The organism is Actinoplanes sp. 13, from assembly GCF_056134165.1.
Map to the genome: position 1 here is coordinate 92111 of NZ_JBVYOQ010000003.1, position 13252 is coordinate 105362.

Here is a 13252-nt window from a genome sequence, read left to right on the forward strand (position 1 = left end):
GCTCGGTCAGCCGGAACCGTCTCCGGTGGAAGGCGACAGCGCGGGGATCAAGGCTTCGATCTCCGGCGGCAGCCGTTCGAGGACGTCGGTCTCGCCGGACCGGTCCGCGTAGCGGGCGTAACTGCCGCGCAGGCCGACCAGACGGGCAACCGGGGCGAGCACGGCGAACAGCGGCCGCTGGACGATCCGGGGCGGGCTGGTGAAGCGGATGGTGTCGTCGAACTCGCGGGCCAGCAGAGCGGCCTGAAGCAGGCCGGGGCGCCCGTTCCGGTCGGTCCGGCCGTCGCGGGCCAGCCCGAACAGGTTGCGGATCATGGTTTCGAACCGGTGGCCGGGGTCCACCTCGACGACGACCCACGCGGTCTCCTCGCCGGCGTTCCACCAGTCGTGCGGGGTGCCCGGCGGGATCACCACCCGGGTTCCCGGTCCGGCGCGCCGTTCGGCGCCGTCGAGCCGGAACGCGAGGGTTCCCCGCACGACGGTGAAAGCTTCGGTACTGCACGGGTGGACATGTTCACCGGCGACGGCGGCGCCCGGTGCGGCGTACAGGTCGGCCACGAGTGGGGCGCTGCCGGAGTTCGGGGAGCGCCGGACGATGCCACGTTCTCCCGTGACGGGGTTCTCGATCACTGGGTTGCTCCTGCCATGGTGGGACTCGGTCGTCATGGACGCTTCGCGGGCCGGGTCGCAAGGACAATGGGCCGTTCGGATGCCGGCCGCCTATGTCACCTCACCGAGGGTCAGGCAGTGCAAGATCGCCGTCGCGGCTGCGACCAGCCAGATGACCGCCGCCGGCGCCACGGCCACGCCGGTCAGGCCGCGGCGCAGGTGGACGACGACGGCGCCCGCCATCGGCAGCACCGCCCCGGCGGCAGCGGCGATCCCGACTGGCGGGTAGGTCAATCCGCCGAGGAGGCCGGGCGACAGGCCGAGTCGATCGCGGAGTTGCAGCGAGTCCCTCGCCCCGGTGAACTTGCGGACTGCTTCTCCTCGCGGTCGACCGCGAGATCGCCGGTGACGACGAACCGGTCGCGATAGCCGATCGCCCGCAGGTGCGAGCGCTGGTGGAGGCGGACGACCCGGCCGCGAACTTCGCGGAGGCGGCCCGTTTCGGGGCGGAGACGCTGGTGCGGCTGTACCCGATCTACCGCGCCTTCGAGCAGGCGGTCGCCGCCGAGCCGGCTCTGCGCGAACCCTGGCGCGATTACCAGCAGCGCCGGCGCAGCGACACGCGCCGCCTGGTCGTCGCTCTGGACGAGGCCGGACGCCTACGGCCGGGGCTGTCGGTGGAGCGGGCGGTCGACACCGTGTGGTCGATCGTCACGTGGCACACGGTGGCGCTGCTGGTCGAGGAGCGCGGCTGGGGTCACGACGAACTCGGACCATGGCTGGAAGATCTGCTCACGACCCTGCTGACCGGGCCCGGCCACGGTGCCGGCACCGGAGGCCGGGCGAGCTGAAGGTTCGCCGGCGTTCTTCCTGTCACGATCGGGCGCATGCCGGACATGGAGAGACGTGAGCTCTGAAGAACGGTTCCGGCGCGTCTACGCCGGCAACTTCGAAGCGCTGCTCGCGTACGCGTCCCGCCGGGTCGAGCAGCCGGACGACGCCGCCGACGTGGTCGCGGAGACCTTCCTGGTGGCCTGGCGGCGCAGCACCGCCCTGCCGCCCGACGACGAGGTACGGCTGTGGCTGTACGCGGTGGCCCGCCGCGTGCTGGCGAACCACCACCGGGGCGGGACACGCCGGATCCGGCTGGGCGAGCGGCTGCGGCAGCGCCTGACCGCGGTGTCCACGCCCGACCCGGCCAACGAGGTGCCGCAGCGGCTCGCCGTGCGGGCGGCGCTGCGCCAGTTGAACGAGACGGACCGGGAGATGCTGCTGCTCACCACCTGGGAGGGCCTGGAACCTCGGGAGGCGGCGGCAGTGGTGGGGGTGAGCCCGGCCGCCGCGCGGACCCGGCTGTCGCGGGCCCGGGCCCGGCTGCGCGAACTCGTCGGTGACGACCGCGGCTCACCCGGACATGTACTCGACGTCCTGGCCGTACCCGTCCCGGAGGAGGGCAGATGACCGACGAGCACCTCGACCACCTGGTTCGCGACGCCGACCCCTATCGACCGGAGATCGTCGAGCGCCTCGACGGGGCGGACCAGCATCTCCTGGAGGAGATCATGTCCACCCCGAAACTCGACTCCCCGGCCAGACCGCTGCGCCGGACCCTGGCTCGCCGGCTCGCCGGCGCGGTGGCCGCCGCCGCGGCGGTGGCCGGCATCATCGCCACCTCGTCGCTGTGGCGGGCGCCGTCGGCCGAGATGTACGCGGGGCCGTCCGGTCTGCCCAGCGCGAGCCCCGCAACGATCAGCGGGTGGGAACTCGACCTGAAAGCCGCGCAGGGCCACCCGCGGCTGCTGATCGACGAGCCGGGCTGGAGAACGGATCACGTCACCGGGTTCGCCGAGGAAAGCGGCACCATCGGCTTCGTCAACGGCGACCGCAGCCTCAAGGTGAACTGGTACCCGGACGAGCAGTACCAGGGCTACTACCAGGATCGGCTGCACGTCAGCGCGCCGGAGCCGGCCACTGTGGCGGACCGCCCGGCCAGCATCTTCACCTACACCAAGAGCGACCTGGCGGCCATGCTCGAGCCGCAGGGCGGCACGTTCGTCGAGTTCCGCGCCGGAGGTGGGTGGACGCGGGCCGGCTTCGACGCGATGCTCACCCGGGTGATCAAGGTGGATGCCGAAACCTTCCTCAAGGCCCTGCCGCCGGAGATCGTGACGCCGGGTGACGTCCGGACCGAGGCTGCCAAGATCATGGCGGACATGCCGACCCCGCCCGGCTTCGACGTGGCGGTGCTGGAGAACTCCGAGGCCAACGACCCTTACCAGTTCGGCGCCGCGGTGTCCGGCCGGGTCGCCTGCGACTGGATCGCCGAGTGGATCCGCGCCGACGAGGCGGGCGACGAAGCGGCGGCCGCGCGGGCCGCTGCCGCCTTGAGCACCAGTCACCGGTGGAAGGTGCTGCACGACATGAACGACGAGGGAGACTATCCCGAGGTGGTCTGGGAGTACGCCGACACGATCGCTGACGGCGACGTCCCGAAGCAGTACAAGGACGGCCTGGGCTGCTGACCGGACGGGCTCACCGGCTCGCCGGCCGGATCAGAGCGATGCCGTAGGCGACGAGCCACCCGACCCAGATCAGCCAGCCGGCGAGGCCGAGCAGCCCGATCAGGCCGGGGTCCTCGATCACCAGCGGGCCGAGGGCGGCCGAGGCGAACTGCAGCACGGCCGCCGACAGGCCGAGCCCGGCCGTCCACCGGCGGATCAGCCCGGCGCGCAGGCCGGCGAGCGACAGGCCGGTCAGGGCGAGCGCCAGAAAGGTCCCGTTCAGGACGAACAGCGCGTCGTGCAGCGCCCACAGGGCCTTCTCCGGCGTGACGGTCAAGGCCAGCCGGGCGGCCGTCACGCCGGTGAAGGTGAGGTTCTGCAGGATGATCCCGGCCAGCCCGACCAGGGCCCACGCGGTCCCGTTCAGCACGGCCACCACCCCGGCGCCGAAGACGGTCGCGAGGGCCCAGGCGATCGGCGCGAGCGCTGTCGTGCCGCGGACCAGGTCCTCGTGGCCGGTGAAGAAGCCGAGGTCGGCCGAGCCGGTGGACGGCAGCCCGGCCGGGACGAGGAGAAGGTTGAGCGAGAGGATCACGGCGGCGAAGCCGATCCCGGCGAGGCCGGCAGTTTTCCGTGTCATGCATTCAATATATGATGCGGAAAGTGAAAGGGACAGGAATGCGGAAGTACGACTCACTGCGCCGCGCGGCGAAGGCGGCCGAGACCAGGGGTGAGATCGCCGCCGCGGCCCGGCGCCTGTTCGTGACCCAGGGCTGGGCGGCGACCACGATCCGCGCCGTGGCCCAGGAGGCAGGCGTCTCGGTGCCGACCGTCTACGCGGCGTACGGCAACAAGACCGGCCTCGTGCAGGCCCTCGCCGACGCGGCGGACGCCGAGGCCGGCCCTGGCCTGTCGCTGGCCGCGATCGAGGCGGCGGAGGGCGACCCGGTGCGGCAGCTCGCGGCGATGACCGGCTACGACCGGCGGCTCTTCGAGCGGGCGGGCGACGTGATCACACTGGTCCGCGAGGCCGGCCGGGTCGAACCGGCACTGGCCGGGGCCTACCGGGAGGGGCGCCGCACAGCGGACGGCCTCCGGCGGCAGGTCTTCTCGTCCTGGTCGCTGCGGGACGGGCTGGAGGTCGGCACGGCCGTCGACGTCTATGCCGCCATCTGCAACATCGACGTCTACACCACGCTGACCGGCGAGCGCGGGTGGACGCCCGACCGGGTGGAGGCCTGGTGGACCGGGGTGCTGGCCCGCGAGCTGCTGTAGTCCGTACGATCGGCCCGTGCTGGCATACACCGTCGGGGTCGTGCTGTTCGTGATCGGCCTGTGCCTCTCGCTCGCGCTGCACGAGGCGGGACATCTGCTCACCGCACGGGCCTTCGGGATGCGGGTGCGGCGCTACTTCGTCGGGCGCGGTCCCACCGTGTTCTCGTTCCGGCGCGGCCACACCGAGTACGGGGTGAAGGCCCTCCCGATCGGCGGGTTCTGCGACATCGCCGGGCTGACCGCCCTCGACGAGCTGACGGCCGAGGAACGCCCGCGGGCCATGTGGCGGTTCGCCGCCTGGAAACGAACCGTGGTGATGGCCTCCGGCGCGGTCATGCACGTGCTGCTCGCGGTGATCATCCTCTATCTGCTGGCGATCAGCAGCGGCCTGCCCAACCTCAACCCGGTCGCCCAGCCGGTGGTGGCGGCGACCAACTGCGTCACCGCGACCGAGTGCCCGGCCGCCGCGGCGGGACTGCGCGCCGACGACCGGATCGTCGCGGTGGGCGCCATCACGACGCGACGGTGGAGCGATGTGCTCGCGGCGGTGCAGGCCGCGAACGGGCCGACCGCCGTCACCGTCCGGCGGGGCGGCCAGACGCTCACGCTCACCGTGGACATCGCGCGGGTGCGGCGCGCCGGCAGCGACGGCGCGGTCCGGGAGATCGGCATGATGGGCGCCACGGCGCAGCAGCCGCCCGCCTTCCTGCGGTACGGGCCGGTGGCGGCCGTCGGCGCGACTGCTTCGTTCACCGGGGAGCTCGTCACGCGTACTTTCACGCAGTTGATCGCCTTCCCGCAGCGGATCCCGGCGGTGGTCGAGGCGATCGGCGGCGCCGAACGCGACCCGGAGACGCCGATCAGCATGGTCGGCGCCGGCCGGCTCGGCGGCGAGGCCGCCGAGCGCGGCCTCTGGGAGATCTTCTTCCTGCTGCTGGCCAGCCTCAACCTCTTCCTGGCGGTCTTCAACCTGCTGCCCCTGCTACCGCTGGACGGCGGGCACATCGCCATCATCTGGTACGAACGGACGCGTGACGCCCTGCGCCGGCTCCGCGGACGGCCGGCCGCGGGCCCGGTCGACTTCACCCGGCTGGTGCCGGTGACGATGGTCCTGGTCCTGCTCGGCGGCGCCGTCATGCTGCTGACCATCACCGCCGACGTGGTCAACCCGGTGCGGCTCTCCTAGCGCCGTGCCTTCCCGGCCGGCTCGGGAGTGGTGCTACTCCGGTTCACGGCGCAGCGCGGTCAGCGCGGCGTCGTCCTCCGCCGCGACGGCGAAGCGGGTGATCAGGTGCTCGCACAGCTGCTCCGCGGTGAGATGCCGGCCCCGGCCATCGCCTCACACACCGCCGTCACCCCCTCGCCGAACGAGTGGCCGCGCCTCTCCACCAGCCCGTCGGTGTAGAGCAGCACCGTCGCCCCCGGCGCCGGCCGCATTTCATGGGTGGAGCGCCGGGCCCGCACCCGCGCGCCGAGCAGCGGCTCCGACGCGCTTTCCAGCACCCGCACCGCACCGTCCGGGCCGAGCAGCAACGGCGGCGGGTGCCCGGCGTTCGACCAGCGCATCTCGACGTACGCAGCGTTGTAGATCATGATCAGGTCCGGGACCGGCCGGTCAGGAGCGCCCCCGCGAGAACTGCCCGGTGGGCACCACGTCGGCGACCGGCGAGAATCCGCCCAGGTCGCGGACCCGCACCGGCTGGATCCGGAACTCCCACGTGTGCCCGGCGGTCAGCCACCCGGCGGTCCAGGTGGTGTCGGTGAGCGGGAACGGCAACTGCTGCCAGCCCTGCCCCTCGGTGACGTCGCGCTGCCACACGTAGTAGCCGGTCGCCCCGGCCACCGGCGCCCACGCGAGGGTGGCCTGGAAGTCCCCCGGCTCGGCCACCAGCCACGCCGGCGCCCCGAACAGCGGCACGTCCGGGATCGCGCCGAACGGCCGGCCGATCCCGGCGTGCGCGGCCAGCCCGTTCGCGTAGTTGGCGGCGATCCGCAGCTCACCGCGCGGGTTGGGGTGGGTGCCGTCATAGGTGTCGGCCACCGGGTCCCACCCGGCGGGCACACCGAGCACGTGGATCGGCGACGCGGTCGTCGTCAGCGAAGCCGCCACCGTGCTCAGCCGCCCGTTGTACTCGTTGATCTTGTCGCGCAGCGCCGCCGCGTCGTTCGGCAGGACCGCGCCGAGAATCAGCCGCAACCGCGGGTTGGCAGAGCGGGCATTGGCGACGAACGCCCGCAACGCCACCTCGGCGTCCGCCGCGCTGCCCACCCACGCCAGATCGTTGATGCCGAGGTGGACCAGCAGCACATCGGCCCGCGACGAGGTCAGGTCGGCCGCGAGCCGGTCCTTCGCGACCGCCAGGGTCTCCCCCCACACGGCGGCGTGCTGCCGGTCGAAGCGGGCGTCCACGTACTGCTGGGAGCCGTGCTGCCCGGTCGCGCGGTCGTACAGATCGGTCCGCGGCCCGACCAGGTCGAAAGCCGCCCGGGCGGCGGTCAGATGGCGCGCCAGCCGGTAGCGCCAGGTCCAGTCGCCGCTCGACCCCTGGCTGATCGAGTCACCGACCACCATGATCCGGGGCACGGCGGCCGCGACGGCCGGCGCCGGGGCGACGGCCACGAGCGCGACGGCGAGGAGCGCGGACAGAGCGACGGCGATCTGACGGACCCGCATGGCGATCAATATACGGCCGAGGCGCAACCACCTGCCTAGGCGCGCGGCGTGCTCTCCTCGAAGAGGAGAAGGGTGCGGGTGCTGACGACGCCCTGCATGCCCTGGATCTCGTCCAGGACCAGGTGCCGCAGCTCGGTGTTGTCGGCGACCCGGACCAGCAGAATCACGTCGAAGTCGCCGCCGACCAGGCCGATGTGGACGACGCCCGGCAACCCCTGGAGGCGGCCGAGGACCTCGCGCCAGTTGGCCTGCTGGAGGTTGAGGGTCACGTACGCCGCGGTGGTCAGGCCGGCGGCCACCGGGTCGACGTCCGCGTGGTACCCGCGGATCACCCCGGTCTCCTGGAGCCGGGACACCCGGCTGTAGGCGTTCGCACGGGAGATGTGCAGTGTCTCGGCCAGGGTGCGGATCGACATCCGGGCGTCCCGGCGCAGCTCGGCGAGGATCCGCCGGTCGGTCTCGTCGAGCACGGTGCCACCTGTCTCGTCGGCGTGCGCCGCGACCGGCCGGGACGAGACGATCGGCTCCCGGATGGCGGGCAAGGTGAACCATTTTCTCAGCTTCACGCCGACAATGGCGTTCAATTGGTCGGCCAACAAGAATCCGTGCATGACACGTGACGCAGCTCACCTGCTGCCGTCCGCGGAGCCCGTGATGCTCATCGACGCGGACGGCAACCCCGTTCCGGTCGGCACCGGCATGCCGGACGACGACGCGCTCATCCGCGCGTACGCCGGGCTGGTCGCCGCCCGCCGCCTCAACGACCAGGCCTACGCCCTGGTCCGCCAGGGACGCCTCGCCGTCTATCCGTCCTCGCACGGGCAGGAGGCGTGCCAGGTCGCGGCCGCGCACGTCCTCGACGACGGCGACTGGCTGTTCCCCACCTATCGCGACACCGCCGCCATCGCGGCCCGCGGCGTCGACCCGGTGCAGGCACTCACCCTGCTCAAAGGTGACTGGCACAGCGGGTACGACCCGGTCGCCACGCGCGTCGCCCCGCAGGCCACCCCCCTGGCGACACACCTGCTGCACGCGGTCGGCGTCGCCCACGCGGCCCGGCTGCGCGGCGAGAACACCGTGGTCATGGCGATCTGTGGCGACGGCGCGACCAGTGAGGGCGACTTCCACGAGGCGCTCAACTTCGCCGCCGTGTTCCGCACCCCGGTCGTCTTCTTCGTGCAGAACAACGAGTACGCGATCTCGGTGCCCCTGTCGCGGCAGACCGCGGCGCCCTCCCTGGCACACAAAGGCATCGGGTACGGCGTACCCGGCGAACGCGTCGACGGCAACGACGTGGCCGCGCTGCTGACCGTGCTCGGCGCCGCCGTGAAGAGTGCCCGCGCGGGCGGCGGACCGCAGCTGATCGAGGCGCACACCTACCGCGTGCAGGCGCACACCAACGCCGACGACGCCAGCCGGTACCGTGCGGACGACGAGGTGGCGCCGTGGCTCGCCCGCGACCCGATCACCCGGCTGGAGACCTACCTGCGGGGCCGCGAGCTTCTCGACGATCACATCAAGGCGGGGTACGCCGAAGCGGCCGAGCGGATGGCGGAGCGCCTGCGGGCCGGCCTGAACGCCGACGAGGTCGCCGACTACCGCGACCTGTTCCGGCACGTCTACGCCGAACCCACGCCGCAGCTGCGCGAACAGGAAGCGCTGATCGCCGACGAACTGTCCCGCGAGGAGGCCCGCTGATGGCGCCCGAGAAGCTCACCATGGCCACCGCCCTCAACCGGGCGCTGCGCGACGCCATGCACGCCGACGAATCGGTGGTCGTCTTCGGCGAGGACGTCGGCCCGCTCGGCGGCGTCTTCCGGATCACCGACGGGCTGACCGCCGAATTCGGCCCGGACCGCTGCTTCGACACGCCGCTCGCCGAATCGGGCATCCTCGGCATGGCGATCGGGATGGCGATGAACGGCATGCGGCCGGTGGTCGAGATGCAGTTCGACGCGTTCGCGTACCCGGCGTTCGAGCAGCTGGTCAGCCACGCCGCGAAAATGCGCAACCGGACCCGGGGCCGGGTCGGCGCACCGCTGGTCATCCGGGTCCCGTACGCGGGCGGCATCGGCGGGGTGGAACACCACTGCGACTCGTCCGAGGCCTATTACGCGCACACCCCCGGACTGCACGTGCTGGCGCCGTCCGGGCCGGCCGACGCCTACGGGCTGCTGCGGGAAGCCATCGCGTCACCGGATCCCGTGGTGTTCCTGGAGCCCAAGAAACTGTACTTCGCGCGTACCGAAGCTGATCTCTCGGAAGCGGTGGCACCGATCGGCCGGGCAGCGATCCGCCGGGCCGGCACCGACGCCACGCTGATCGCCTACGGCCCGGCGGTGCCGGTCGCGCTGGAGGCCGCCGAGGCCGCCGCGCAGGAAGGCCGCAGCCTCCAGGTGGTCGACGTGCGATCGATCGTGCCGTTCGACGACGAGACGGTGTGTGCGGCGGTGCGCTCGACCGGGCGGGCCGTGGTGGTCGCGGAGGCAGCGGGCTTCGCGAGCGTGGCCTCCGAGATCGCCGGCCGGGTGATGGAACGATGCTTCCACTCGCTGCACGCGCCGGTCCGCAAGGTGACCGGAATGGACATCCCGTACCCGCCGCCGAAACTGGAGCACTTCCAGCTCCCGTCGGTGGACCGCATCCTCGACGCGGTGGACGACCTGCAGTGGGAGGAGGCGTGAGCAACCACGTCTTCACGCTGCCGGACCTCGGTGAGGGGCTGACCGAGGCGGAGATCGTCCGCTGGCTGGTCGGCGACGGCGACGTGATCGAAATTGATCAGCCGGTGGTGGAGGTGGAGACCGCGAAGGCGGTCGTCGAGGTGCCGTCGCCGCGGGCCGGGCGGGTGGCCGTGCGGCATGCGATGGAGGGTACGACGCTGGATGTGGGGGCGCCGCTGCTGACGGTCGCGGTGTTGTCGCCGGCTGACTCGCCCGTTACGGCCCCGGCTTCTGCCTCGGGTGCGGCCCCCGATTCGGGCTTGACTTCTGCCTCCGGCGCGGCCCCCGCTTCGAACTTGACTTCTGCCTCCGGCGCGGCCCCCGCTTCGGCCTCGGGCGCGGCCTCTGTTGCGGCTGAGGTTTATCGGGAGGAGGAGCAGGCTGGGTCCGGCAACGTCCTGGTGGGGTACGGGACCAAGGCTACGGTCTCGTCGGCCCGGAGCCGGCGGCCACGTCGTGCGGTCGCCACGCCGCGCCCGGATGGAGCGCCGCGAGTGATCTCGCCGATCGTGCGGCGGCTGGCCCGGGAGGCCGGGGTGGACCTATCGAAGATCCAGGGCACCGGGCCCGGTGGGGTGATCACCCGGCGGGATCTGCCGCTGTCTGTTCCGGCGGCTTCCGCAACCGCCTCCGCTCCGGCGGGCGGCTCCACTCCCGCGGGTGGCTCCACTCCCCCGGGTGGCTCCACTCCCCCGGGTGGCTCCACTCCCCCGGGTGGCTCCACTCCCCCGGGTGGCTCCACTCCCCCGGGTGGCTCCACTCCCCCGGGCGGTTCAGCTTCCGGCGTGGTGGCGGATTCGCTGGCGGCCGCGGGTGAGCGGCGGGTGCCGTTGAGCGGGTTCCGCAAGGCAGTGTCGGCGGTGCTGAGCCGCAGCCGCGCGGAGATCCCGGAGGCGACCGTCTGGGTCGACGTCGACGCGACCGCCTTGTGGGAGCTGCGGGAACGCACGCGCGGGCAGGCCGGGTCGCCGGGGCTGCTGGCCTACATCGCGCGGTTCGTTACTGCGGGTTTGCGGGCCTACCCGGTACTCAATGCCCGCCTGGACACCGACCGCCAGGAGATCGTCCAGCTCGACGCGATCAACCTGGGCATCGCCGTCCAGACCGACCGCGGCCTGGTCGTGCCGGCCGTGACCGACGCGCAGACGATGACCGCGACCCAGCTCGACGCCGCGATCCGGGACGTCACCGCGCGGGCCCGCCACAACCAGTGCACCCCGGCCGAGTTGACCGCGGGCACGTTCACGCTGAACAACTACGGCGCCTTCCGCGTCGACGGCAGCGCCGCGATCATCAACCACCCGCAGGTGGCCATGCTCGGCCTCGGCCGCATCATGGACCGGCCGTGGGTGGTCGACGGCGCTCTGACCGTACGGAAGATCACCCAGCTCTCGTTCGTCTTCGACCACCGCGTCTGCGACGGCGGCACAGCCGCCGGCTTCATCCGCGCGGTGGCCGACGCGATGGAGGATCCGCTGTCGGCGCTGGCCCGCCTCTGACGTAGGACGCCGGGCCGGCGTGGTCGGCCCGGCGTCCCCGGCCCGGCGCGGCGCCGTTGGCGCGGCGTGGTCCGGCCCGGCGCCGTTGGCGCGGCGTCGTCCGGCCCGGCGCCGTCGGCCGGCGTCGTCCGGCCCGGCGCCGTCGGCCGGCGTCTTCCGGGCCGGCGCGGTCAGCCAGGCGCGGTCGGGCCGGGTCCGGGCCTGGCAGATCAGGAATGGGCGGCTGGGATTGAGCGGGTAAGGGCGAGTCCTCCGACTGCTAGGCCGGCCACGCCCAGGACGACCGCGATGACGGCGCCGGCCAGGCCGTTACCGGTGCCCAGGCCACCGGCGGCGTTGACGCCGTGGATGCCGCCGATGACCACGCCGGCGAAGGCGAGGGCCAGGGAGACCAGAGCGCCGGCGCGGTGACGGCGGCGCATGGCACGTACCCCGAAGATCACGCTGGTCAGCGCGATCACCAGGGCCAGGGTCGGCACCGTACGGCCGGTGCCGACCTGATAGCCGGCGGCGAGCAGAGTTGCGGTGAAAGTCATGTCTGGATCGTTGCGGGCGCGGCCAACGGCGTCTTCGGGCGGCGAGCGGCAGACGGTACGCCCGCCGACGTAGTTGACGCAATCCACGTTCACGCTTTTCGACGTACGCGCGACGCGCCCCCACCTCCTAGGATCGCGGCATGCGGGAACGGGTGCAGGACCTGCTGCTGGCCCTCTTCGTCACGGTGATGCAGGTCCAGGGCACCATGACGCGCGTGGCCGGTGAGCCGGAGGCAGTGGTGCGTCCGCTGGACGCCCTGGGTTACGGCCTGCTCGCGCTCGGCGGCGTGGTGCTGGTGGCACGCCGGCGCTGGCCGGTGGCGGTGTTCGTGGTGACGGCGGGAGCCAGCCTCATCTATTACGGCTTGGACTTCCCGGACGGGCCGGGATGGCTCGGGCTGTTCGTGGCGCTTTACACGCTGACGGCCCTCGGTGACGGGCGCCGGTCGGTGTTGATCGCCGGTGCGGGCATCACGATCCTGGCCGTCGGCTGGCTGGTCGCGGCCGCCGGGATCGAGCCGCGGGCCGCGCTCGGCTGGGTGTTCTTCCGGATCGGCGCCTCGATCATGAGCGCGGCGCTGGGCGAGAGCGTCCGCTCCCGGCGGGTCATCGCCGTCGAGGCGCTGGCCCGCGCCGAACTGGCGGAGCGGACCCGGGAACAGGAGGCGAACGCCCGGGTCGACGCGGAGCGGTTGCGTATCGCCCGCGAGGTGCACGACACGGTGGCGCACGCGATCGCCATCATCAACGTCCAGTCCGGGGTGACCGCGCACGTGCTCGACAAGCGGCCGGAGCACGCGCGGGAGGCGTTGCGGGTGATCGAGCAGACGAGTTCGCGCGCGTTGCGGGAAATGCGCACCGTGCTTGGCGTGCTGCACGACGACTCCCCCGAGCGCGACTCGCCCAGCGACGCTGACCGCGGCCCAGACACCCACCGCTACCCCCACGCTCACCGCGACCGCGACCGCGACGCTCACCGCGACACCCACGGCCACCGCGACCCCCACGCCCACCGCGACCCCCACGCTGACCGCGACAGCGACCGCGAACTCGGCTTCGGCCCTGTGCGCGGCCCGGACGATCTCGGTGAGTTGCTCGCGGGGGCGCGGGAGGCTGGGCTCGACGTGGTGGCCGAGCCCGCGGAACTGCCGGCGGCAGCGCCGGGCGCGGTGGGCAACGCGGTGTACCGCATCGTGCAGGAGTCGCTGTCCAACGTGCTCCGGCACGCCGGGCCGACCCGGGTCACGGTGGCCGTCGAGCACGACGACCGTGACGTGCGGGTCCGGATCAGCGACGAGGGGCCGGGCGGTCGCGGGATCCCGGGGATGCGCGAACGCTGCCGGCTTTTGGGCGGGGAACTGCAGGCGGGGCCGGCGCCGGGCGGCGGATTCGAGGTCACCGCCCGGTTGCCGGTGGAGCGACCATGAGCGCGGGG

General features: G+C 72.7%; 16 protein-coding genes. 9 read left to right on the forward strand and 7 right to left on the reverse strand.

Annotation, left to right across the window (positions count from 1 at the left end; genetic code table 11):
- Positions 1–6: 6 nt before the first annotated feature.
- Positions 7–630 carry a cupin domain-containing protein gene (locus AC0NH5_RS08180; RefSeq protein WP_474401540.1) on the reverse strand — a complete coding sequence of 208 codons (624 nt, stop codon included), beginning with the start codon at positions 628–630 and terminating at the stop codon, positions 7–9.
- Between the two features lie 90 nt (positions 631–720).
- Positions 721–903: a hypothetical protein gene (locus tag AC0NH5_RS08185; protein ID WP_474401542.1), complete on the reverse strand. Its 183-nt coding sequence runs from the start codon at positions 901–903 to the stop codon at positions 721–723.
- A gap of 149 nt (positions 904–1052) precedes the next feature.
- On the opposite strand from AC0NH5_RS08185, the gene AC0NH5_RS08190 reads away from it, so the two are divergent.
- From AC0NH5_RS08190 to AC0NH5_RS08200, 3 genes are read left to right on the forward strand one after another with little or no spacing between them, the layout of a single operon-like run.
- Positions 1053–1460, forward strand: coding sequence for a hypothetical protein (locus AC0NH5_RS08190; protein ID WP_474401544.1), 408 nt, complete (start codon positions 1053–1055; stop codon positions 1458–1460).
- A gap of 55 nt (positions 1461–1515) precedes the next feature.
- The gene (locus tag AC0NH5_RS08195; RefSeq protein WP_474401545.1) at positions 1516–2070 is read left to right on the forward strand and encodes an RNA polymerase sigma factor; all 555 of its coding nucleotides are present in this window, start codon (positions 1516–1518) and stop codon (positions 2068–2070) included.
- Positions 2067–3131, forward strand: a complete 1065-nt coding sequence (locus tag AC0NH5_RS08200) for a hypothetical protein (protein ID WP_474401547.1) — start codon at positions 2067–2069, stop codon at positions 3129–3131. Before AC0NH5_RS08195 ends, AC0NH5_RS08200 begins: the two co-directional genes overlap by 4 nt.
- 10 nt (positions 3132–3141) lie before the next feature.
- On the opposite strand, the gene AC0NH5_RS08205 is transcribed toward AC0NH5_RS08200, so the two are convergent.
- Positions 3142–3750: a hypothetical protein gene (locus tag AC0NH5_RS08205; RefSeq protein WP_474401549.1), complete on the reverse strand. Its 609-nt coding sequence runs from the start codon at positions 3748–3750 to the stop codon at positions 3142–3144.
- Between the two features lie 23 nt (positions 3751–3773).
- On the opposite strand from AC0NH5_RS08205, the gene AC0NH5_RS08210 reads away from it, so the two are divergent.
- Both AC0NH5_RS08210 and AC0NH5_RS08215 read left to right on the forward strand, forming a co-directional pair.
- Positions 3774–4385: a TetR/AcrR family transcriptional regulator gene (locus tag AC0NH5_RS08210; RefSeq protein WP_474401550.1), complete on the forward strand. Its 612-nt coding sequence runs from the start codon at positions 3774–3776 to the stop codon at positions 4383–4385.
- 16 nt (positions 4386–4401) lie between these two features.
- Positions 4402–5571, forward strand: a complete 1170-nt coding sequence (locus AC0NH5_RS08215; RefSeq protein ID WP_474401551.1) for a M50 family metallopeptidase — start codon at positions 4402–4404, stop codon at positions 5569–5571.
- A gap of 101 nt (positions 5572–5672) precedes the next feature.
- On the opposite strand, the gene AC0NH5_RS08220 is transcribed toward AC0NH5_RS08215, so the two are convergent.
- Genes AC0NH5_RS08220 through AC0NH5_RS08230 form a run of 3 tightly spaced genes read right to left on the reverse strand, consistent with a single transcriptional unit; the run spans position 5673 to position 7580 of the window.
- Positions 5673–5978 (reverse strand): PP2C family protein-serine/threonine phosphatase, encoded by a 306-nt coding sequence (locus AC0NH5_RS08220; protein WP_474401553.1) that lies wholly within the window; start codon positions 5976–5978, stop codon positions 5673–5675.
- Positions 5979–6000: 22 nt separating this feature from the next.
- Positions 6001–7059, reverse strand: coding sequence for a GDSL-type esterase/lipase family protein (locus AC0NH5_RS08225; RefSeq protein ID WP_474401555.1), 1059 nt, complete (start codon positions 7057–7059; stop codon positions 6001–6003).
- A gap of 35 nt (positions 7060–7094) precedes the next feature.
- The gene (locus AC0NH5_RS08230) at positions 7095–7580 is read right to left on the reverse strand and encodes an Lrp/AsnC family transcriptional regulator (RefSeq protein ID WP_474402369.1); all 486 of its coding nucleotides are present in this window, start codon (positions 7578–7580) and stop codon (positions 7095–7097) included.
- A gap of 88 nt (positions 7581–7668) precedes the next feature.
- Between AC0NH5_RS08230 and AC0NH5_RS08235 the strand changes: the two genes are divergently transcribed.
- The 3 genes from AC0NH5_RS08235 to AC0NH5_RS08245 are packed head-to-tail and all read left to right on the forward strand — an operon-like array spanning position 7669 to position 11281.
- Positions 7669–8757 carry a thiamine pyrophosphate-dependent dehydrogenase E1 component subunit alpha gene (locus AC0NH5_RS08235; RefSeq protein ID WP_474401557.1) on the forward strand — a complete coding sequence of 363 codons (1089 nt, stop codon included), beginning with the start codon at positions 7669–7671 and terminating at the stop codon, positions 8755–8757.
- Entirely contained in the window at positions 8757–9743 is a 987-nt protein-coding gene (locus AC0NH5_RS08240; RefSeq protein ID WP_474401559.1) for an alpha-ketoacid dehydrogenase subunit beta, read from the forward strand. The genes AC0NH5_RS08235 and AC0NH5_RS08240 overlap by 1 nt, the downstream gene beginning before the upstream one ends.
- Positions 9740–11281, forward strand: coding sequence for a dihydrolipoamide acetyltransferase family protein (locus AC0NH5_RS08245; RefSeq protein ID WP_474401561.1), 1542 nt, complete (start codon positions 9740–9742; stop codon positions 11279–11281). The genes AC0NH5_RS08240 and AC0NH5_RS08245 overlap by 4 nt, the downstream gene beginning before the upstream one ends.
- Positions 11282–11490: 209 nt before the next feature.
- Here AC0NH5_RS08245 and AC0NH5_RS08250 read toward each other — a convergent pair whose 3' ends face one another.
- Positions 11491–11817 carry a DUF6223 family protein gene (locus AC0NH5_RS08250; RefSeq protein ID WP_474401563.1) on the reverse strand — a complete coding sequence of 109 codons (327 nt, stop codon included), beginning with the start codon at positions 11815–11817 and terminating at the stop codon, positions 11491–11493.
- Between the two features lie 140 nt (positions 11818–11957).
- Here AC0NH5_RS08250 and AC0NH5_RS08255 point away from each other — a divergent pair, with 140 nt between their 5' ends.
- Positions 11958–13244: a sensor histidine kinase gene (locus AC0NH5_RS08255; protein WP_474401565.1), complete on the forward strand. Its 1287-nt coding sequence runs from the start codon at positions 11958–11960 to the stop codon at positions 13242–13244.
- Positions 13245–13252: the final 8 nt, after the last annotated feature.

What these genes read in the sequence shown, in the direction of transcription:
- AC0NH5_RS08220 (WP_474401553.1), bottom strand. Translation starts at nt 5,978, where the DNA reads ATGATCTACAACGCTGCGTACGTCGAGATGCGCTGGTCGAACGCCGGG.
- AC0NH5_RS08200 (WP_474401547.1), top strand. Translation starts at nt 2,067, where the DNA reads ATGACCGACGAGCACCTCGACCACCTGGTTCGCGACGCCGACCCCTAT.
- AC0NH5_RS08250 (WP_474401563.1), bottom strand. Translation starts at nt 11,817, where the DNA reads ATGACTTTCACCGCAACTCTGCTCGCCGCCGGCTATCAGGTCGGCACC.
- AC0NH5_RS08235 (WP_474401557.1), top strand. Translation starts at nt 7,669, where the DNA reads ATGACACGTGACGCAGCTCACCTGCTGCCGTCCGCGGAGCCCGTGATG.
- AC0NH5_RS08225 (WP_474401555.1), bottom strand. Translation starts at nt 7,059, where the DNA reads ATGCGGGTCCGTCAGATCGCCGTCGCTCTGTCCGCGCTCCTCGCCGTC.
- AC0NH5_RS08255 (WP_474401565.1), top strand. Translation starts at nt 11,958, where the DNA reads ATGCGGGAACGGGTGCAGGACCTGCTGCTGGCCCTCTTCGTCACGGTG.
- AC0NH5_RS08240 (WP_474401559.1), top strand. Translation starts at nt 8,757, where the DNA reads ATGGCGCCCGAGAAGCTCACCATGGCCACCGCCCTCAACCGGGCGCTG.
- AC0NH5_RS08205 (WP_474401549.1), bottom strand. Translation starts at nt 3,750, where the DNA reads ATGACACGGAAAACTGCCGGCCTCGCCGGGATCGGCTTCGCCGCCGTG.